The following is a 19,804-nucleotide window of genomic DNA, read 5'->3' as shown; positions in this document are numbered from 1 at the left end:
AGTGGCCGTCTTGGGCGACCTTGCTGCACCGATTATCGCAACCCGGACCCTGGTGGTGCAAGGCTTGCGGCAATGAAAATACTTTATACCAAAGCGACGGCCCTGGGCCGCCGCTTGTGGTTGAGCTTGAGTTCTTAGCCCGGGCCGAAGCCCCAATGGTGCCACTTCTCCAGGATCTTCTGCTGCAGCGGCAGCGGATAATTGGTGGCGAAACTCAGTACCTGCTCCAGGGGCTGATTCACCTGCTGCTGAATTTGCAGGCAGCTGTAGGCCACCAAGCCGCCGCGGCCCCTGAGTTTGGTGGCCACGTCCAGATAGATCTGCAGCCCGGTGCCGTCTGAGTCGTATTGGGGATAGTGGAATACCCCTTCCACCGGATTATTGCGGGTGGCCAGGGCCCAGGCCACCTTGTCGATATCGTCCGGCGGTATGTCTTCACCCACCACGATCAGCTTGGCCGTGGTCTTGCCAATATGGTGGGTCCAGAACACTTCGGCGAGGGCATCGATAAAGCCCTTGACCGTCATGCCGGTCAGTTTGTGCCAGTCGTCCCTTACCCGGATCACCAGCCAGTGTGACGAGGCCTCGAAGGGGCTGAAGCAGTCTATTACCGGCAGCCCTGAGCGTTCGAAGAACAGCCTGGCGGTGGCCGACAGGGAAAAGCAGCCCAGCATCAGGGTCGAGTCTATGGGAATGCCGGGTATGCAGATGGGCAGGATGGCCTGATCCCTGAAGGTGATGCAGTGGATCTTGGCCAGGGGCTCCAGGCCGCTTTCGTTGGACAGGTAACCGGGAAACTCACCAAAGGGGCCTTCCACCACCGATTCCCCTATGCTGACCACGCCCTCTATGATGATTTCACACTCCGCCGGCACCAGTATGTCGCAGGTTTCGGCCTTGACCATCTCCAGTCCCTGGCCGAGAAAAGACGAGGCATAGAGATATTCATCGTGCCAGGCCGGTGGTGCCGCCGACAGCAGCATGGTCACCGCCGGTGGCACCCCGAGGGCAATCACGAAGGGGCAGTCCTTGCCCTTGTCCTTCCACATGTTGTAAATCATGCCGTTGTGCTGAAAGGGCAGCCAGAGACCCACGACTTCGTTCTTGGAATAGTGTGGACCGGGTACCCAGGGCACGCTGCCGGGGCGGGGATCCGGGTTGGGAGTTGGTGGGGTGTTGGCCTGGGGACGGGAACCGGCAATCATGGCGCGGCTGAATGACCAGTTGGTCCAGGACTTGGGGTCGACGGTATAAGAATCGGGTGGCACCTCCTGCCCCGGCGGGGTGCGCACCATGATGGCGCCCGCGGTCTGGAAATAACGGCCACCGTCGCCGTCGTGCAGTATCGGCGCCGGGATCTTGGTCAGGTCCACCTCATCACCAAGCCATTTGTTCTGTTTGCAGGGAGCCTCGGAGGCGGGTACCAGCTTGGGATCATAGGGCTCACCCCCTATGGCCTCGATAAAGGCGTCCTGGATCTCCAGCAACTTGGTGTCCTCCGGCAGCCCCAGCATGATCGCCAGCCGCTGCCAGGGCTTGTCGGGATCGGCACTGACGGTCGGACCCATCTCGGCGGCACGAAAGCCCGGAGCATCCTTGACCTTGTTGAACAGCGGCATGGCACTACGGGTTTCGCAGGCGTGACGCAATATCGCGCCCATTTCCAGATACCAGTCCACCTCGTCATCTATGGCCACCACTTCGCCGAGCTTGGCGAGCCGTTCCAGGTATTCGCGGTAGGATTTGGGGATTTTTTTGGTATTGATTTTCAGCTTGCGTCTTTTAAAGGCGGCATCCGGCATGGCGACACTCCCTGTCTGGTTGTTTGCTTTCCCGTGTTTGAGTCCAATGAGTGTAGAAGTTTTTTATTGCTGCAGAGGATAAATGGCAAAACTCTCCTAATATTTAAGCTTCCGGACTGACACCAAGCGCCAGCCGGTTAATCCAATGACATCAGGAGGATGAAATGAAAAAAGTCATGACGACGCTGTTGGTTAGCCTGTTCAGTGCTCAGCTCTGGGCTGGCGCGTCCATGGGCAAGGTTGACAGTTTTGCGGCCCTGGAAAAAACCGTGACCGCTTTGAAATCTCCCACCAGTACCCTGTTGGTGATGGACGATGACGATACCCTGACCATGATGGCCTGCCCAGAAGGCGCGGCCGCCGCCGATTGCCAATATTTGGGGGGGCCAGCCTGGTTCAGTTGGCAGCAGAGCCTGCTCGGCACCGACTCGCCCTATCGAGTCGCAGGCAGCTTCAATGAGCTGCTGGACATTGCCAATGTGCTGTTTGCCCTCAATCGCATGTCCTACACGGATCAGAACATCTATCCCGTGCTTTCGAAACTCAGCGGCTCCGGGGTGCGCCTCTTGGTGGAAACGGCTCGGGGCGATGCCAACCTCAATGCCACCGAGCAGCAGTTTGCCCTCCTGGGGGATAGCTCGGGCCAGGGCTCCGGTCAGGGCTCCGGCCAGGGAAACCTGCTGCAGTTGTTGGCAAGCAACAGCCTGAAAATCTGGTCCGGTCGTCAGCCCGGTCTGGCGGCTCCCGGTTTGCCCTGCCACATTCCCGGCACCCGGGACGTGACCTTCCAGAACGGTATCTATTACCTGGGGGGGCAGAACAAGGGGGTGATGCTGGCCTGTCTGCTGATCCAGTTCGAACAGGGCAATTTGTTCGAACCCTCGCTGCCCATAAGCCATATCGTCTTTATCGATGACACCCTGGAAAATGTACAGGACGTGTATGACTATTTCCGCGACAGCAGCAGGTATCAGGTGACGGCACTGCACTACACCGCCCTGGAAAAGCATAAGGCGGCCCTGACCAAGGGGCCAAAAAGCCAGGGCCTGCAGGACATGGCCAACAGCCGCTGGCAGGCGTTGCAATCGGCCATGAAGGCCAACCTGGTCAGCCCGATTGTTCGTTGAGACTGGTTCGCTGAAATGGGTTCGTTGAAATGGGTTCGTGGTAATGGGTTCGTGGTAATGGGCACGTTGAACCGGGCTCGTTGAGCTGAGTGGGTTAACCTCAGGCTATTCCGCTCAAAAAAAGGCAGCCAAATGGCTGCCTTTGCGTTGGCCCAAAGCTGGCATCATGTACAGAGTTCCCGCGCCAGGGCAAAGGCCTGGGCCATTCCGGTCAGGGTCGGATTCCAGGAACCGGGGCGGGGGAATGACATGCTGCCGAGGCCAAAGACGTTGGGATAGTTGTGCAGTTGGCCGTTGGCGCGGCAAACCGAGGTGGTCGGGTTATCACCCATCCACAGGGTACCGGCCTCATGGACCAGTCCCTGGTTGCGTATGTTCGCGGGTTTGGTCTTTTCCCAACTGAAACTGCCGTCGCTGTGGTTGTGCTGATACTCAATGTCCGCATTACCCGCCAGGGCCTGCATCACATCAAAGGTGGTTCTGTCCATGGCTTGCCAGAAGGCTTCATCTTCCGGCTGCATTTCGATAAACACTTCCGAAACGCCAGACGCGCTGGTGCCGACCCGATTCCAGGAACCTGGTGCCCGTTCACCGAGGAACTCGCCCATGGAGTGCAGCATGATCACCACGTAATTGGGATCCTGGTAGGTGGCCACGGCCTCCGGCGTCGAGGCATCCGGCAGTATGCGGTACAGCACCTCGGCACTTGCGGCAGGCGTTGGGTTGTGCACCACACTGATATGGGTATGCATCAGGCGTCCGGTTGCCGCATCTTTGCCGGGCAGATAGAAGGCCACGGCCTGCAGGCCATCTGTCAGTGCCGGTATGGCGCTGGCGGGGATCCTGGCCGCCAGCCAGGAACGGATATGGCCGCAGAGGTTGTTGCCGGGCAAGGGATCCTGGGGGAAGGAACGGGTGAGGATAAATCCCGCCTCCAGGGTGTTACAGGCGAGGATCAGCTTGGCATTGCCTACCTTGAGGTTGCCATCCCGGGTTTGGATTTCCGTCACCTGGCCATTGTGGGCTATGAGTTTTTCCACCTCGGCATTGACCACCACCTTGAGATTATCGGGATGCAGCTGCGCCGCCTGCACCAATACGGGTATGGGGGCGAACTTGGCCCAGGCTTCCGGGGGTACACCCTGGCCCGTGGCCATGGCGGAATCCAGCGCCGCCGGGTTGGACTGGGGCGTGGCACCCTCAATCCGGCTCAGGCGGGAAAACAGCCGCTGGCCCATAAATTCATGGAGCTTTTCATTGCGGTTACCCGGAGTCTTCAGGGAATAGCGCCGCCCCATGTACTCACCTGTTGGATACCACTCGTTGTTGAGTCGCTCAATGGCTGCGGCCGGCCAATCGGGCATCTCGCTGCTGTCCGGCTGGGGTGTCCAGGCATTCCAGAACAGCGCCCGCCCGCCCACATAGGGGATCTGCGGCATAAAGTTCAGGTTGGGTGTGCCCTTGTATTCCCAGGGGCGGATGCCGGTGCTGGTATTGAGCTTGATAAAGCTGGCCGGCAGGTTCTGGATATGGTCCGGGATCAGGTAGCTGCCCTTTTCCAGCACGGCAATTCTGGCCCTGGGCTGATATTGCAGCACTTTATGGACGAATCCTGTGCCATAGGCACCGCCGCCAATCACAATAAAATCAAATTCCTGCCCCTGAATGTCGGCAAAATTGTGGAAATAAATCTGGTCAATTTCGTTCATGTTACCCCCAAGGTAAAAACGGAAAGTTGCGCCCCACGACCTGTGGGGCGGCTGTTGGCCTGCTGCTGGGTCTAGGGATAGTAGGCCCGACTCTGGATCGCGGCCGGTGCCGAGTTAAAGCAGCGCACCGCCACCGCGGGGCTGTTGGCCAACAGGGTCTCCATGTCGCGGCGCATCGGGTGATCGCTGGCACCGTAACGCAGGTCCACGGCACAGGGATTTTCCTGGGGAATAAAGAAGGTGTTCATGGCCTGGAGTATGTTCCAGCGGCAGCCAATGAGCTTGCCATCATGGGTGCCGTATTCGGTGATGGGCGAGATGTTGCCGGGGATTGGCGTCAGGCCGGCGGTGTTCACCTTGCAGGTGAATATCGCTGTGTTGCTGTCCTGGGGATCGTCGACCCTGAAGCCCCAGGTTTCGACCCATTGGGGTCTGTATATGGGGGTATTTTCCCGCACCGGATTGGGGGAGGACAGATTGACCTTGAAGCTGGTCTTGAATTTGGGCTCGCCGAACAGGGTCTTGCCGGCGCTGATGGCCACATCGGCATCGCAGGGTACCCATACCCTGTGGTTGCCGTACAGCTTGGTCTGATCGCCGTCGCTGAGGAACTCGCGATAGCCTATGGGGCTCACCTGGTCCTTGCGATTGGCCGGGTAGGCGACAATGTTGAGCTCCAGTTCCTGGGTAATGGCGGCGCCGCAGCTGCTCCATTGCTCCACCGGCACTTCGATACCCGAGGCAAACTGGCCGGCATACAGCTGGAAGTTAAAACTGACCAGGGCCTGACCATCGAACTCGGCCGGCAGCAGGCCAGTGCCCTGCAGGTAGGCCTCGGCCCGCGCCAGTGGCACCAGGTAATACACGCCCACATTGGTCAGCGAGGCGTAATAAAACGGCATGGTGAAGGGATAGGGGATGCTTGGCAAATCCTGTGTGTTACTCATGATTTTGCTTCCTTTCTGTTGCTTTGTGACTCAAGGGTCCATTGCCATAGGGCTCTGCCGCCAGGGCAGCGACGATGGCGCTGGGGTTAAAGTATTGACGCATCAAACTAATCTTGTGGTTATTGTCGAATTCATACTTCAGGGCCCAGTCGTAGTGATAGGGGGCTCCTGTGGCCAGAGCCTTGCCCTGCTCGCCGCCATAGGCCATGGCCTGATTGTCGTTGAAAAACATCTGTTCTATGCCGGCGCTGTCGATGGCGACCGTATCCCCAAGCAAGGTCCAGAAGCGGCTAAAGCCCTGATGGCCGTAAAACACGCCAAGATAGGGCACGCTGGCCGGGCCTGAGATATCCCAGATGACGTCTTCGGTCATGCAGGACAGGGCCAGCGGCAGATTGCCCTGGCTGTAGGCCTGCTGTAGCAGGTCCAGTGTGTCGCGATTACTTTGAGTCATGGGAGTGTGGGCCTTGGGACAATGGGTGCTGATGGCAACGTATTCAAAAGTAGGGGCACAGTTGAAGCCGTCGTCGCCGGGTAAGGGATTGGCCGTGATGGCCCTGAAGTCGTCACGCAGGCTGCACATGGCCACCACGGCAGGCATCAGCAGCAAGGGGGAGCCGCTCAGGGCCTGTTGCAGCTGGGCCAGCAGCCCACAGTATTTGCGGTTGAAGGCGGCGATGGCATTTTTGGCCTCCCCGGGAGGGTAATCGCTGAGTTTGAGATCGGGACGGATGCGAACCGTCTGCTCCCAGGGCACGGGCAGGGGCGCGCCGCTTGGGCCGCTTTCCACTGTATCGCCTTCCCGATACAAACGTTCCTCATAGAGTTCATTGAAGCGGAAATAGTGGGCCACCTCGCGAAAGCCGCCTTCGGCCTCGCTTTCTGCCCCGGTCCAAACGCCGTTGTTGGCGCCTTCGCCCTGATCTGTGATCAGTTTGAGGGCATCTACGGCGGTGTCGAGGTTGGTCACAGGCACTATGGCGCCGCCGCCATCGTAATAAAACACGTGTGCCGGCACCTGCCTGGCGGGATCGCCGCAGAAGATGGCGGTGTCGCCAAAGCGTTCCACCGCGGCCCTGAGCCGGGCTTCGATATAGGCATAAAACTCACCTATGGTCATATCGTTGCATTCGTGACTGGCCACCACCGCCGGGCGTATGTATTTGGGATGTTCTATCTGCATCCCCTGGGTGACCGCTTCCCTGGAGAAACCGAACAGCCGCACCTTGATGCCGTCTATGTCATAGGGCAGGCGCGATGGGTAATCGGGCAGGAACCCGGGTTCCGTCAGTTTCACCTGGCCATTGATGGCATTGAGCACGTTGGCGGCCAGCACGAAGTGCAGCATTTCCTCTATGACCACGGAGCGCACCACCTCGCTGATGCGCCAGTCCACAGTGGTGTCCAGGCTGTAGAGCATGGTCAGGTAGGGGGGGATGGTGGCGTGTTCCAATACCAGAGCGTTGTGCAGCAACTCCCGGAGCTGTTGCAGTTCGGTCTTCAGCGGGTTGTCGCAGCTCAGTTGCACATAGCCGAGCCGTTGAAAGCTTTGCTCTGCCGCTTGCTGTTGTTGGGCGGTCAATTTCATCTTATTGATTCCTTTCAATTATGTGTTTTGCGGTGGCGAAGGTCAGCGCCGTCATTGTCAGGGTAGGGTTGGAGGTGCCGAGGGTGGGCATGCTGCCGCAGCCGATAACGAACAGGTTGGGATGGTCCCAGGCCCTTTGATAGCGGTCGACCACCGAGTCTTTGGCGCTTTTGCCCATGCGATGGGTGCCGGCCACATGGCCAACGCCGGACCAGCTATAGCCCTGGTCCTGCCATTGGAAATAACCGGGATCATCGGGGCTGAACCGGGTAAAGTCCTGAATACCCAAGTGTTCAAACAGCTCTCTGGCCAGCTGCCTGCCGGCCACCAGACCGGCACGGCTGTAATCGTCCACATCGTAGTTGATCACCGGGCGGAAATTGCCCATGGCATCGCGCCAGTGGTCGCTGATGCTGACCCTGTTGCCGGCGTTTGGCAGCTGCTCTGTCATCATGTCGAAGCGAATTTGCCTTGGCACTGTGTGCCCCAGCTGTTGTCTTAGTTCGGTGCCGAACAGGCCCCGCTCATCGACAAATTGAGTGGTGCTGTCCACCGGCTCATTTTTGGGCCAGCTCCAACCCCAGTTGCCTATCTCCAACACGAAACCGGCCCGTTCGGCGCGGAAGTTGCCACCGCGGTAATTCACCAGGGTAGAGGTCAGCCCGGGGCCCCGGAACGCACCTATGCTTTGGGGCGCCAGTCCCCAGGACAGCATGGCCGGGTGATCCATCAAATTGCGCCCCAGCATGCCGCTGCCGCCGCAGGCGTTGGATGCCAACAGCAAAACCGCATTTTCTATGGCGTTGGCCGCCAGCACGTACAGGTCGGCCTCCAGTCGCACCAGCTGGTGAGCCGGGCTTCCATCGCTGTGCCAAACCTTGCAATCCAGCCCGGTGATCCTGCCGGTGGCCTTGTCTATGTGTAGCCTGGACACCACAGCCCGGGTCAGCACATCGACCTGGGTTTCCTGCAATGTTTTCAAACTGTTGTATCTGGCCTGAATAGGGCAGATGGGGATGCAACTGGAGTTGCCCATGCAGCGCTGCCCGATGGCTGGATCGCCCACGGCGCCCCTTGGCCGGTAACCGGCACCATCGGCGTGCTCGGGGTTGGGGACGCTGTTGCGGGCCTGGGGAATGGAGCGGATCTGTACCGCCCGACCATCCGGTGGCAGGCGCAGGGTGTCGAGACCCGCCATCAACCATTGGTCGAGGAAGCTCTGCGGCACCTTGTGCATGGGGTACTGGTAACCGGGCGGAAAATGAATGCCGTGAAATTGCTGCTCGGCCACATCCGCCGAGACGCCGATCTCGGCCTCCGCCAGGCTGTAAAAGGGCAGCAGTTCCTCATAGGTCCAGGGCCAATCGACACCGCGACCGAACCGGCTCGCCATGGCAAAGTCTTCCGGCAGCATCCGCGGACAACTGCCAAACCAGTGCAACGAGGTGCCCCCCAGTCGCCGGGTGTAGTTGCTTTCGAAGGGATAGGGCCCCTGCTGCACAAAGTAGCCCTTGGCCGACACCCCGCCGGGCGGGATCCTGGCCACATCGGTTACCTCCGGCTGGGGGGCATTGGGGCTGTCGGGATAAGGCGAATTGGGTGTTTTCGCCGTCGCCTGTTGGAAGTTGGCCACGTAGCCCAGGTGCTGCTCAAAACTTCCTGGTTCGCCGGCGCCCGCTTCCAGCAACAGCACACTGTGGCCGGCCCGGACCAATTGCTTGGCCATGATGGCACCGGCAAACCCCGAGCCCACTATCAGGGTGTCGTAACGCCGGCTCGCCGCCTCGCGCCAATCAAGGTGCCGCATTGGTCACCCCGTTGAGATCGTCGAGAATATTCTGCGCCGCCCACAGGGTCAGGGCCGACATGGTCAGGGTGGGGTTGGAGGTGCCCATGGACACCATGTTGCCGCAACCGACCAGATACAGATTGGGGTGGGCCCAGGTGCGTTGTTTGGGATTAACCACCGAGTTTTGGGGATCGTCGCCCATGCAATGGGTGCCGGCGAAATGGCCGGCACCGTTAAAGGTCAGCGCCTGGTTACGCCATTGGAAATACCCGGCGTCGCTGGGTTTGTAGAGGCTGGCATTTTCTATTCCGGCCCGCTCGAAAATGGCCTGGGCCGTTTCGTATGCCCTGCTAAAACCATTGCGGGTGTAGGGCGACAGATCGTAATGGATGATGGGGCGATAGTTGCCAATGGCATCCACATAGGCGGGATCTATGCTGACCCTGTTGTCGTACTCCCCAAGCTGCTCCACCAATATTCCGAAGCGGAATTGTCGGCTGACCTCGGTCTGTAACTGTTGCCTGAGCTGGGGGCCGTACAACTGCTCCTCATCCACCAGGGTTTGCACATCGGACACGGGCGCCCCCGTGGGCCAGAGCCAACCGTCATTGCCCATCTCCATGCGGAAGGCGGCGCGGTTGCGGCGGAAACTGCCGGCCCGCAAATCTTCAATGCCCGAGGTGGCCAGTGGCCCCCGCAGTGGCCACAGGGGTTCCTTGGCCTTGCCCCAGGTCAGCAGCTCGGGGTGATCCATCAGATGCCGACCCAGCGCCGGGTTGCCGGGGCAGGCGTCCGAGGCCATTAGCAATACGGCATTGGCGACCGCGTGTGCCGCCAGCACATAGCGCTTGCCTCGTACCTCGTACTCCTGAAACTGGGGGACATCCGGACTGGCATAGTGCTTGAAACGCACCGCAGTCACCTCTTGGCTGGCATCGTCGATGATGAGTTTCGACGCCACACTCTGCAGCACTATATCGAGGCGTTCGCCATCGGCACTGCTGAGGGTCTTGAGGGCATTGTACTTGGCCTGAATGGGGCAGATGGGCACGCAGCTGGTGTTGCCCATGCAGCGTTGGCCCACGGCTTCGTTACCGACGGCGCCCCTGGGCTGGTAGCCAAGGCCGCCATCATAATCCTGGTTGGGCACGCTGTTGCGTGAGGCCGGGGTACCCCTGACCCTGAGGCGGTAACCCTTGCCATCTTCCTGCACCTGCATGCCATCGACATGCCTGGCAAGGTACTTGTCGCTCCAGCTTTTGGGCAGGGCGTGCATGGGATACACATAGCCGGGAGGAAATTCCACCCCCAGGTACGTTTGTTCGGCCACCTCGGCCGACACCCCCAGCTCCCGCTCGGCCGCCCGGTACCAGGGCTCCAGATCCCGGTATTCAATGGGCCAGTCCCGATACTCTGTGGTGCAATCGGGATTGTTGCCGTAGAGGGCTTTCAGCTTGAAGTCTTCCGGCAACATCCGCAGCGAGGTGCCCAGCCAGTGCAGTGTGGTGCCCCCCAGATAGGTGGTGTAGGAAGAAGAAAACGGCAATGGCCCCATCTGCACAAAGTAGCCGGTCTCATCCGGTTGGGCCTCGCTGATACGGCGGGTGTCCGTCACCAGGGGCTCGGGCGCGTTGGGATTCACAGGGTAGGGCGCATTGGGGATCTTGACCGTGGCCTGATGATAGGTGGCGAGGAAATCGAGGTAGCCCTGGTAACTGGCACCGCCACCCGTGCCGGCCTCCACTATCAGGCAGCGTTTACCGGCCTTGGTCAGTTGCTTGGCCACCAGGGCGCCGGAGATACCGCCGCCGACTATTACCAGATCGTATTCCCGGGATGCGGCTTGCTCTGGGGTGATGAAGTTCATTGCGCCACCTCCCGTGACAGGTCGGGCTGTGACAGCTCGGTCGCAGGTGGCTCGGCCCAGGCGCCAAAGCCCTGTTGCTTGGCACCTTGGGGGTGGGCGTGAATGGCCTGCCACACCAGTCCTTCCTGATAGGCTTGAGGGCTGGGAATAAAGCTGTCATCGCCCTTGATGCTGTCCCATTGACCCAGGTACCAGAGTTTAATCAGGCTGCGGGCCAGGGGGCCGAGTTCGGTCGATTGCATTATCTGCACTTCGATAAAGGCGTTGAGGGGTTGGGGTTCGGCCGGGGCTCTGGAAAACAGCGCCAGCAGGGTCTCCAGTTTGTCGGGACACTGCTGTTGAACGAGCTGGAAATAGTTGTCTGCCTGGCCCGTGCCCAGCAGCTCGAAGCGGTTGAAGCCGGTCAACAGCACCGAGAGGGAAATGAATTGCTGAAAGCCGGGTTCGGCCGAAAAGGTGGTATGCATAAGTATATCCCTATAAGTGAGAGCGTTCCTTGCGGCCCTGTGCGTAATGACCTGGGCTAGAAATGAGTATAGACAGGATCCTTTGTTCGACTGTTTTTTTTAAACTGGTCGGCTGTGAAGGATTTATGTCACTGACACTGCGGCCCTTTCCCCGGCTCAATCGGCCGCCGAAGGGGCTTGTGTCGGTGGCGGAAAATTTTGGTGGTGAAATCTATAAATTTAGAAAAAGCAGAAGCTTAAGTCTATTCCATCGCCGCCGCTGGGGGACTGTGGTACACTCAGCCAACCCTGCTCGGGGTCAGAGCGGGGGAACAAGTGGAGTAGATGATGTACACATTAACGCTCGACGTGGGAGGCACCAAGGCGCTGTTTGAATTGCAGGGCCAGGGGCACACAGAACAATATAAAATTCCCACAGGTGAAGGTTTCAATATTCGAGATCTGAATGAACAGATCCAGGCCTTCGAACAGGATTTCAATCTCAGCAACTATCGCCTAGCCATTGCCGTGCCGGGTTTGGTGCGGGATGGCACCCTGGTCAGTTGTAAGTCCTTGCCCGGTTTAACTGGGCTCAATCCCGAAGACATCCAATGCAAGGGGCAATTAGCCTTTATCGTCAACGATATAGAAGCGGGGATCGAAGCCGTGTGCGATGCGCGTCACGACTGCGAGTTGTTGCTGATGTCGGGGACCGGCATAGGCATGGCCATCGCTCTCAACGGCAAGGTGTTCCGCGGCGCCAGCGGTTTTGCCGGTGAGCTGGGGCATTGCCGGGTGATGACGGAATCGGGGGAGTTCAGTCTGGAGCAATTGGCCAGTGGCGAGTCGGTGAGGGCCCGCAAACTGAGCCAGGGCGGGGACCTGTACCGGGCCGGCAGCTATCTCGGTATGGGGGTGGCCTGGGCGGTGAACCTGTTCAATCCCAGCCGGATCTGGCTTGCCGGTGGCATGATGAACAGCGCCGATTACTTCAAGGGCTGCGTCAACAGCCTGAGGGATCTGGCGCTGCCGGCACCCATGGCCAACTGTCAGGTTAACCGGGTCGATGATATGGAAACCCTGGTGTGCCGCGGTTTGCTGGCCCTGATGCGCCGTCGTGGTCTCGCCGACTAGCTTGTTTCAGTCGGATCCGGCTTGGGTCAAATGGCAGCCGCCTTGCGGTGGCTGCCATTCATAGACTTTGGATGGCTGGTAATCAAAGGTCATAAAGCGTTGCCCCAATATGTCCCGATAATCGCCCCGGGCATGCATTTGGCAAAGCACAGGTGAAATGGTGTCGACAAAGTGCCGGCCCTCATCATTGGCCCAGACTGTCATGTAGTCATAGCCCTCCAGGACGGCAAAGGCCGGGTCGTACTCCAGCTGGTCGAGCTTATCCAGCCAATCCGGCAGAAAACCTACCACTGCATCCACCCGCCCGAGTTGTAACCGCTTCAGTTGATGGCGCTCGTCGGCGACAAATTCCATCTTTATGCCTTGGGACGTCAGCTCCTGGTAATAATCCTCATAACCCAGCACCCCACCCACCAATAGGCCCCGCAACTGGGAGTAACTGCTGATCCTGGGTTTGCCCTTGGGGGTAAAGATGTGCAGGCGATACACCCCCAAGGGGTAGCTGGTCAGGATTTTCTCCGCCGGAGTTGAACGCAGCACGGCCTCCGTCATGCCATAGATGGCCAGGGCATCGCCGCTGCCGAAGAGCCGCACCGCCCGGCTGAGGGGATAAACCCTTTCATCCAGTGCGATCCCGGCCTCCCCGGCGGCTTTGTGCAGCAATTGCTGGTAGGGACCATCGCCTTGCTCAGTGATAATGTCGATAAAGACTCCGGCCGCAACCTTGACCTCTGCGGCCCGTGGGGCACAGCTGAGCAGGCACAACAGCAAAAGCAGGAGTTTTGGCATGCATAATTCCAAAGATCGTTAGTTTATCAGGCATAAGCATAGTGGTTGACGACCGTGGATCAAAGACATGCCGGGTGTGCTTGCACAGTGTTTGTTCTTTGTATATTTTATTCATCTTTGTGCGGGCCATTTCAGGCAGTAAGGGGCAAGATTATGACCAAAGGTGTGGGTGGCAAGACCCGGGATGAAGCGCTGGCAACATTGAGCGATATGACGGCGGGTATCATGCCGATTACGGCTGAGGAATTTGCGGCCAGGATTGCCAAGGCCCAGCGCCTGCTGCGGGCCCAGGGCCTCGATGCCCTGTACATCAATGCCGGCAGTAACCTCTACTATTTTACCGGCACCCGCTGGTATCCCAGTGAGCGCATGGTCGGCGTTGTTATTCCCGCCGAGGGGCCGCTGGAATACATAGCGCCGGCCTTCGAGCTGGACACCCTCAAGGGCTATATGACCATCAAGGGTGAGGTCAACACCTGGCACGAAGATGAGAGTCCCTACGCACTCTTCGGTGACATACTCAAGCGCCTCGGCTATGGCAAAGGCCGGATTGGCATGGACGAGTCTGCGGCCTTTTTTATCAGCGACGGTATTCGCCAGGCCTGTCCCGAGCTGGAGCTGGTCAGTGGCAAGGCCGTTACCGCAGGCTGCCGGATGCAAAAATCGGCCGCGGAGCTGGCGCTGATGCAGCGGGCCAAGGACATGACGCTGGCGGTGCACAAAGCCGCCGCCTCCATATTGCGCGAAGGCATCTGTGTCACCGAGGTGGAAGCCTTTATCGATGCAGCCCATCGCAAGGTTGGCGCCGCGGGATCCAGTTTCTGCATAGTGCTGTTCGGCGAGGACACGGCCTATCCACACGGGGTCAAAAATCCCAAGTGTCTGGAACTGGGGGACACAGTGCTGATAGACACGGGCTGCAAGTTGCAGGGCTATAACTCGGACATCACCCGCACCTATGTGTTTGGTGAGCCGAGCCCCCGTCAGCGTCAGTTGTGGGAGTTGGAAAAGCAGGCCCAGGCCGCCGCCTTTGAAGCCGCGCAATTGGGCCGTCCCTGCGGCAGTGTCGACAAGGCCGCCCGCAGTGTGCTTGAGGCCGCCGGCTTTGGTCCGGGTTACGCCGTGCCCGGACTGCCACACAGAACCGGTCACGGCATAGGCCTGGATATCCACGAATGGCCCTATCTGGTGGCCAACGACCAGACCCCGCTCGCCGAGGGCATGTGTTTCTCCAATGAGCCCATGCTGTGCGTGCCGGGGGAGTTCGGTGTACGTCTGGAAGACCACTTCTATATGACGCAGGATGGCCCACGCTGGTTTACCCAGCCCTCCCACTCCATAGACGATCCTTTCGGAATCTTGGTTTGATTCTTTAAGGTGCGAAATAAAAACGCCGGCATTAGCCGGCGTTTTTTATGGCGGGAATATCAGCCTTGCTTGGCTTCGATGGCCAGCAGTTCCACGTCGAAAATCAGTACCGAGCCGCCGGGGATCTTGCCTATGCTGCGGTTGCCGTAACCCAGTTCGGCCGGGATAAACAGCCGCATCTTGTCGCCCTCGTGCATCAGTTGCAGACCTTCGGTCCAGCCCTTGATAACCCGGTTCAGGGCGAAGGACAGCGGCTCACCGCTGGCGATGGAGCTGTCAAACACAGTGCCATCTATCAGTCGTCCCTCGTAATGGACCTTGACCGTATCGCTGGCCTTGGGTTGGGCGCTGCCCTGGCCTTGAGTCAGTAATTGGTACTGCAAGCCAGATGCCGTGGTCTTTACCCCCTCCTGGCTGGCATTTTGTGCCAGAAATTGTTTGCCCAGTTCGGCATTGGCCTGGGAGGCTTTTTGGTTATTCATCGAGGTGAAGAAATAAAAAATAACCCCGGCTATGACCAGGACCGCAAGCAGCATTCTCATAAAAGTTCTCTGATGTTAATGGGTTGAATGGTTGGGCAATTGATTCAAGACGTTAGTCAATTGCAGCCGCCTTGGCAAGGGGCAATGCACTCAGTTAGCGCGGCCTTCAGATTAAGGGCGTCAGCCACTGGCCCCTGATAGCCTGTCCCAGCAGTAATAGATTCAGGGTGCTGCAAAACACAAAGGCCAGTCTAAAGCTCAGCTTGCGGGACTTGTGACTCAAGTGGTGGCGGGCGATAAGCCCGCCGGGCCAGCCACCGAGCAGGGCCCAGAGCAACAAATGCCCCTCGCTGATGCGCCAGTCGCCCGCCAGGGCAGCGCTTTTATCCTTTGCATAGACGGCATAGGCCAGCAGGCTCAGCAGCAGATACACGCCAGGTAACCAGATGGGGATCAGTTTGTGCCACGCCAGCGTCGCCAAGACCAGGGCAAAAATGCTGACCAGCCCCAGGGCGCGCCCCAAGCGGCTCTTGGGCTGTGCCTTGCCCGGCCTGCGGGCCACTTTTGGGGTCTTGCTTTTGATTTTTTTGGGGCCCGGAGCCGACGCCATGGCTGCCGACTCCGGCAGCAGCCGTGCCCGCTTGGCCTTGAGCCGGCCGTCACTGTCCTTTACCGCCACAAACTCCAGCAGGTCTCCCTGCTTGGGGCGTTGCCCGGCATCGGGCAGTGCGCTGATGTGTAAAAAGATCCTTGGGCCCGAGGGCAGGGGGCTGATAAAGCCAAAACCCTTGTCATCCTGCCACTGGCTCAAGCGTCCCTGATTTTTCATCTATATGTCCCTGTGTTGATTGTGTCCCGGCATTGATTGTGTCTGAAGCGTATATGAATTGGGTTGGTGAGATAAGGTCTCAGGATAACCTGTGTGCCGACACCGACCAATGGTCTCTGTAGCCCCAGTGCCGCGTTTGTTGGCTCCAAGACAGTGAATGCTTCTTTTATCGGCGCAATTGCATTAACATTTGCGCCACAAAATAAGACCCAAGGACAGGAATCCACCTACCATGAGTGAAAACGGCGGCAAAAACAAAGGTGTTACTTATATCAGCCCTGGCACCCTGCTGGATGGCGAGATCCAGTTGGACAGTTCGGCCCTGGTGGCCGGTAAGCTGAAGGGCAAGATCCGCGCTGCCGGCCTGTTGATGATTGAAACCGGCGGAGAGATCCAGGGAGAACTCTGCTGTCAGGAACTCAGGGTCAATGGCCAGTTCAACGGCAAACTCAGCTGCAATCGCCTGGTGGTGCAGGCCGGTGGTTTGGTAAATGCCGAAGTGGCCTGTAACAGCATGGAAATAGTGGAAGGGGGCCAGTTTATCGGCAGTCGCAGCCAGGGGCCGGATCCCGAGAGCCTGCCCGTTGCCGATACCCCCTGCCCGGATCCAACGGCGCGCACTGGCAGCTCGGCCCCGGCGCTGAAAATCCTCGCCGGCATGGCGCTGGTGGCCGCCCTGGGCTACGGGGTGCAACAGGATGTGCTGGGCGATATCGGCGCGGCCCTGAGCCAATCCGAAGCCACAGTGACGCAGCCGCAGGTCGAGGCCGCGCTTGTCGCACCCCAGCCCAAGTCTCAGTCCCAGGCAAAGCCAAGCCAGGTTGAGGATGAACCCCAGGCCGAGACGCTTTCCCAGTCCCTGGTTGTCAATGCCGAAGCGCAGTTGGAACCGGCTTCCGATGAGACCATGGCCAGCGATATCGCCTTTGAAGATCAACAGGCCATGGATGCCGCCAATACCCTGCTGCTGCAAATGGGCCAGGCGGATGCCGGGCAGGAGCAGAGCAGTCAACTCGAATAACGCCTCACTCGGCTCTTTGTAACTGGAAATCCGGCAAGGCTTGCCTGAGGTCGGCCTCTATCCGCGCCGCATCGCCCTTGATCACTATGATGGGGGTCAGGGCCAGGAGAGCGGCGTTGTCGCTGTTGAACTGCATCAGATCCCGCGGTGCATGGCCATTGCTGCGACCGCGCTCCAGTTGCTGGCGATATCTGGTTTGCCAGCCGCCGGGGGCATCCTGCCACAGCCATTCGCGGCCGTTGAGGAAGCCTTCTGCCCGCCGCAACTCTGCTTCCGTACTACCCTTGGCGGCCAACAGCGCCAGGTGGTCGACTATGCCGCGCACGAAGGCGCCGGTACTCAGGGTGGCTGTGGCCCCCTGAAACTTGAGGCTGCGGCTTAAGGGATTGTCGATACAGCTGCCATAGACACCATAGGTGAGGCCGCGTTGCTCCCTTAAGTCCAGATACAGCCGGCCGCTGCCACCCCGGCCAAGCAGGGCCGCCAGCAGTTCGCAATTGCGGCTGTCACCTTCGGGGGCCAAGGCATAGCCGAGGCGGATCTGGCTCTGTACCGCCCCCGGTGAGTCCAGCAGCAGTATGCGCTTGTGGCTGTTGTCGGGCAGTAAGCCGGCTTTGGCTGTGTCTTGGCGGGGCTTGTTGCCGCTGAGCTTGCCAAGGGCTGCCACCAGGGGACTGGAAGCGGAAGGCAAATGGGCGGCGGCACCGGTAAGTAAATGCCAGCTGCCACCCGCCAGTGCATGTTGTCGCCAGCGGGCCAGCTCACCCTCGTCTTTGGGTGCTTCCTGCTCCAGCGCCCTGAGATAGGGATGGCTTTGCCCCAGCACTGCCTGGCGCCACAGTCTTTCTATGTCACGGCCGCTGAAGGCTTCGATATGTTTTTGCAACCGCACGCTGCGGCTCAAGCGCTCAAAGTCCCTGGGTAGTTGCTGCCAGGCGCTGATCATGGGGCCAAGGCCAAGATCGCTGCGCTCCGGGCAGTTTGCCTCCAGCACCAGGCTGTGCAGGCTGTATTGCACCGCAATGGACTCATAACAGGCATCGGCGCTGTCCAGGGCCAGGGCGCGCAGCTGCTGTTGCAGCGCCGCCGCCAGCCATTGGGCACCATCAATGGCACCGGTTTGCAGCAATACCAGCTGCAATCGGGTCTGTTCTGGCCCGGCGCCTTGCTCACGCCAGTGGCCGTAGACGCTACTGGCCAATTGTTGCGAAGCAACGGTCAGCGGTGGCGGTGGCGGCACCTGTACCTGCATTGGCGGCTGCACCGGCGTGAGCAGCTGTGGCGGCATCACCTCTGTGTACTGCTCCCGGGTTTGCTGACAGCCGCAGAGCGTCAGCGCCAGCAGGGATATCATCCAGAATTTCACAGCGCCAGATCCTCCAGTGTGTCGGCCACGCCCGCGGGCAGCCATTCCAGCAAACCCTTGCCGAATCGGGTGGACCAGCCCGGCTGCAGATCCAGCCTGATAGTCCGTTCCTGAAAATACTCCCGCGCCACCCGCATCAGGTCTTCGCTGTCCAGCGCCTCTACCCGCTGCCAGGGGCCTGAGAGGGGATGGTCAAGGTCGCGTGTTTCCACGTCCGCCAGCAGCAGGGCCAGTGACTCTGTGTGTTCGATTGCCGCCAAACGCTGCTTGAGCCACAGGGCCTTGAGGCTGCCAAGCTCACGCTCATTTAAAGGTTCACTCGCAAGACGGGCCAGCTGCGTCTCGACCCGCTCGGCCAAGGTATCCAGACTGGTGCGCGCCCTTGGTACCAGCACCAGATTGGTCATGCCGAACTCCTCCATCGTCAGCGGCAGCGAATAACTGAGCAGGCTGTCGCTACCGGCGATGCCGGCCCGTTCCAGCTCATTGGCCAATCGCTGGAACAGCTGCAACTCCAGCAAACGTACGGCTTCGGCATCGGCATGGCCGCGGCCAACCGTGGGCCAGGCCAGCAGCAGTCCGGGCCAGGGGGCCCGCTCATCCGTCACCCCCCCCTGGATTGGCCCCGGTCTTTGCCCCCGGGGCGGAGTCTTGAGCTCCGGGGCGTCGCCGGGCGGGTTTTGCCATGGACCGAATTCCTGTGCCAGCGCCTCGATGGCAGCGGGGCTGATATCCCCCGCCAGGGCCACAGTCACCGCATCGGGGCGATAGTGTTTGTGGTAGAAGGCCCGCAGGCTGGTGGGGGTCGCATTCTCTATGTCTTGGTGTGAGCCTATGATGGCGTGGGAATAGGGCGTGTCCTTGGCCTGGTCCAGCAGGAATTCCATGGCGACCCGGAAATAGGGCTGGTTGTCTATGGTCTGGGCCATTTCCGCCAGCACAGTGGCCTGCTGGTTGCCAAGGCCTTGGTCAGTGAGGCTGGGCTCCATCAGCCGATCCGCTTCCAGCATGATCCCAAGTGGCAGGGCCTGGCTTGGCAGGGTGAGATAAAAGTCGGTGGCATCGAACAGGGTGCGGGCATTGTAACTGGCCCCCAGGCTGCCGAGCCAGGCGCCGTAACTGTCACCCGGGGCCCTGGCGCTACCCTTGAACAGCATGTGTTCGAACAGGTGGGCGTAACCGGTTTGCCCGGCTGTCTCATGTCTGGAGCCCACGGCCACGTGGCTGGCGATGCTGGCGCTGTGGCGGCCGGTCAGGGGCAGCCAGCGGATGAGCAGGCCGTTATCCAGGCGGCGGCTGCTGACCTGGCCGTCCAGTTGCACCAAAGGCTGGGCCATGCGCTTCAGCGCCAGGCTATCCACGCCGGGGTTTTCCTCCGCCACCGCCGGGAGGCCGGGCAGTGCAAACAGCAGCATAACGACGGCGCTACGTGCCAGGTAAGCAAAAGCAGACAAAGTCCCTCTCCAAGTCTGTTGAATCACATTCAGTTTTTCACCTTTGCTGCTATCATGGCAAGGTTTGCCACTTCGCAGGAATTTTT

16 protein-coding genes are annotated in these 19,804 nt (G+C 59.7%); 4 read left to right on the top strand and 12 right to left on the bottom strand.

The window, feature by feature from the left end; translation table 11 throughout:
- Positions 1-134: 134 nt before the first annotated feature.
- The gene (locus JYB85_RS14900) at positions 135-1,802 is read right to left on the bottom strand and encodes a UbiD family decarboxylase (protein ID WP_207379914.1); all 1,668 of its coding nucleotides are present in this window, start codon (positions 1,800-1,802) and stop codon (positions 135-137) included.
- Between the two features lie 164 nt (positions 1,803-1,966).
- Between JYB85_RS14900 and JYB85_RS14895 the strand changes: the two genes are divergently transcribed.
- Positions 1,967-2,929, top strand: coding sequence for a DUF2608 domain-containing protein (locus tag JYB85_RS14895; RefSeq protein ID WP_207379913.1), 963 nt, complete (start codon positions 1,967-1,969; stop codon positions 2,927-2,929).
- 164 nt (positions 2,930-3,093) lie between these two features.
- Here the strand turns inward: JYB85_RS14895 and JYB85_RS14890 are convergent, their stop codons facing one another.
- From JYB85_RS14890 to JYB85_RS14865, 6 genes are all read right to left on the bottom strand, one after another.
- Positions 3,094-4,638: a GMC oxidoreductase gene (locus JYB85_RS14890; protein ID WP_207379912.1), complete on the bottom strand. Its 1,545-nt coding sequence runs from the start codon at positions 4,636-4,638 to the stop codon at positions 3,094-3,096.
- Positions 4,639-4,709: 71 nt separating this feature from the next.
- Positions 4,710-5,585, bottom strand: a complete 876-nt coding sequence (locus tag JYB85_RS14885) for a hypothetical protein (protein WP_207320742.1) — start codon at positions 5,583-5,585, stop codon at positions 4,710-4,712.
- Positions 5,578-7,173, bottom strand: coding sequence for a ferritin-like domain-containing protein (locus tag JYB85_RS14880; RefSeq protein ID WP_207379911.1), 1,596 nt, complete (start codon positions 7,171-7,173; stop codon positions 5,578-5,580). The genes JYB85_RS14885 and JYB85_RS14880 overlap by 8 nt, the downstream gene beginning before the upstream one ends.
- Position 7,174: 1 nt before the next feature.
- The gene (locus tag JYB85_RS14875; RefSeq protein WP_207379910.1) at positions 7,175-8,980 is read right to left on the bottom strand and encodes a GMC family oxidoreductase; all 1,806 of its coding nucleotides are present in this window, start codon (positions 8,978-8,980) and stop codon (positions 7,175-7,177) included.
- Positions 8,967-10,829: a GMC family oxidoreductase gene (locus JYB85_RS14870; RefSeq protein ID WP_207379909.1), complete on the bottom strand. Its 1,863-nt coding sequence runs from the start codon at positions 10,827-10,829 to the stop codon at positions 8,967-8,969. Before JYB85_RS14870 ends, JYB85_RS14875 begins: the two co-directional genes overlap by 14 nt.
- Entirely contained in the window at positions 10,826-11,296 is a 471-nt protein-coding gene (locus tag JYB85_RS14865; RefSeq protein ID WP_207379908.1) for a sugar dehydrogenase complex small subunit, read from the bottom strand. Before JYB85_RS14865 ends, JYB85_RS14870 begins: the two co-directional genes overlap by 4 nt.
- Positions 11,297-11,623: 327 nt before the next feature.
- Here JYB85_RS14865 and JYB85_RS14860 point away from each other — a divergent pair, with 327 nt between their 5' ends.
- Entirely contained in the window at positions 11,624-12,409 is a 786-nt protein-coding gene (locus JYB85_RS14860) for an ROK family protein (RefSeq protein WP_207379907.1), read from the top strand.
- Positions 12,410-12,415: 6 nt separating this feature from the next.
- Here the strand turns inward: JYB85_RS14860 and JYB85_RS14855 are convergent, their stop codons facing one another.
- Positions 12,416-13,198 (bottom strand): substrate-binding periplasmic protein, encoded by a 783-nt coding sequence (locus JYB85_RS14855; protein ID WP_207379906.1) that lies wholly within the window; start codon positions 13,196-13,198, stop codon positions 12,416-12,418.
- A gap of 153 nt (positions 13,199-13,351) precedes the next feature.
- Here JYB85_RS14855 and JYB85_RS14850 point away from each other — a divergent pair, with 153 nt between their 5' ends.
- Positions 13,352-14,566, top strand: a complete 1,215-nt coding sequence (locus JYB85_RS14850; protein ID WP_207379905.1) for a M24 family metallopeptidase — start codon at positions 13,352-13,354, stop codon at positions 14,564-14,566.
- Positions 14,567-14,625: 59 nt separating this feature from the next.
- Here the strand turns inward: JYB85_RS14850 and JYB85_RS14845 are convergent, their stop codons facing one another.
- Together JYB85_RS14845 and JYB85_RS14840 are read right to left on the bottom strand one after the other, a co-directional pair.
- Entirely contained in the window at positions 14,626-15,108 is a 483-nt protein-coding gene (locus JYB85_RS14845; RefSeq protein WP_207379904.1) for an FKBP-type peptidyl-prolyl cis-trans isomerase, read from the bottom strand.
- Positions 15,109-15,214: 106 nt separating this feature from the next.
- Entirely contained in the window at positions 15,215-15,877 is a 663-nt protein-coding gene (locus JYB85_RS14840; protein ID WP_207379903.1) for a cold shock and DUF1294 domain-containing protein, read from the bottom strand.
- A 232-nt stretch (positions 15,878-16,109) separates the two neighbouring features.
- Here JYB85_RS14840 and JYB85_RS14835 point away from each other — a divergent pair, with 232 nt between their 5' ends.
- Entirely contained in the window at positions 16,110-16,898 is a 789-nt protein-coding gene (locus JYB85_RS14835) for a bactofilin family protein (protein WP_207379902.1), read from the top strand.
- Between the two features lie 4 nt (positions 16,899-16,902).
- Here the strand turns inward: JYB85_RS14835 and JYB85_RS14830 are convergent, their stop codons facing one another.
- Positions 16,903-18,264, bottom strand: coding sequence for an insulinase family protein (locus JYB85_RS14830; protein ID WP_207379901.1), 1,362 nt, complete (start codon positions 18,262-18,264; stop codon positions 16,903-16,905).
- Positions 18,261-19,718, bottom strand: coding sequence for a M16 family metallopeptidase (locus JYB85_RS14825; RefSeq protein WP_228730125.1), 1,458 nt, complete (start codon positions 19,716-19,718; stop codon positions 18,261-18,263). Before JYB85_RS14825 ends, JYB85_RS14830 begins: the two co-directional genes overlap by 4 nt.
- Positions 19,719-19,804: the final 86 nt, after the last annotated feature.

The sequence above is a fragment of the Shewanella sedimentimangrovi genome, from assembly GCF_017354965.1.
Classification (GTDB): domain Bacteria; phylum Pseudomonadota; class Gammaproteobacteria; order Enterobacterales; family Shewanellaceae; genus Shewanella; species Shewanella cyperi.
This window is presented reverse-complemented; position numbering and strand designations above follow the sequence as displayed.

Excerpts from the sequence above, each read along its gene's own strand:
- JYB85_RS14875 (WP_207379910.1), bottom strand. The coding sequence starts at position 8,980 with ATGCGGCACCTTGATTGGCGCGAGGCGGCGAGCCGGCGTTACGACACC.
- JYB85_RS14885 (WP_207320742.1), bottom strand. The coding sequence starts at position 5,585 with ATGAGTAACACACAGGATTTGCCAAGCATCCCCTATCCCTTCACCATG.
- JYB85_RS14900 (WP_207379914.1), bottom strand. The coding sequence starts at position 1,802 with ATGCCGGATGCCGCCTTTAAAAGACGCAAGCTGAAAATCAATACCAAA.
- JYB85_RS14870 (WP_207379909.1), bottom strand. The coding sequence starts at position 10,829 with ATGAACTTCATCACCCCAGAGCAAGCCGCATCCCGGGAATACGATCTG.
- JYB85_RS14865 (WP_207379908.1), bottom strand. The coding sequence starts at position 11,296 with ATGCATACCACCTTTTCGGCCGAACCCGGCTTTCAGCAATTCATTTCC.
- JYB85_RS14860 (WP_207379907.1), top strand. The coding sequence starts at position 11,624 with ATGTACACATTAACGCTCGACGTGGGAGGCACCAAGGCGCTGTTTGAA.
- JYB85_RS14835 (WP_207379902.1), top strand. The coding sequence starts at position 16,110 with ATGAGTGAAAACGGCGGCAAAAACAAAGGTGTTACTTATATCAGCCCT.
- JYB85_RS14895 (WP_207379913.1), top strand. The coding sequence starts at position 1,967 with ATGAAAAAAGTCATGACGACGCTGTTGGTTAGCCTGTTCAGTGCTCAG.
- JYB85_RS14850 (WP_207379905.1), top strand. The coding sequence starts at position 13,352 with ATGACCAAAGGTGTGGGTGGCAAGACCCGGGATGAAGCGCTGGCAACA.
- JYB85_RS14880 (WP_207379911.1), bottom strand. The coding sequence starts at position 7,173 with ATGAAATTGACCGCCCAACAACAGCAAGCGGCAGAGCAAAGCTTTCAA.
- JYB85_RS14840 (WP_207379903.1), bottom strand. The coding sequence starts at position 15,877 with ATGAAAAATCAGGGACGCTTGAGCCAGTGGCAGGATGACAAGGGTTTT.
- JYB85_RS14855 (WP_207379906.1), bottom strand. The coding sequence starts at position 13,198 with ATGCCAAAACTCCTGCTTTTGCTGTTGTGCCTGCTCAGCTGTGCCCCA.
- JYB85_RS14845 (WP_207379904.1), bottom strand. The coding sequence starts at position 15,108 with ATGAGAATGCTGCTTGCGGTCCTGGTCATAGCCGGGGTTATTTTTTAT.
- JYB85_RS14890 (WP_207379912.1), bottom strand. The coding sequence starts at position 4,638 with ATGAACGAAATTGACCAGATTTATTTCCACAATTTTGCCGACATTCAG.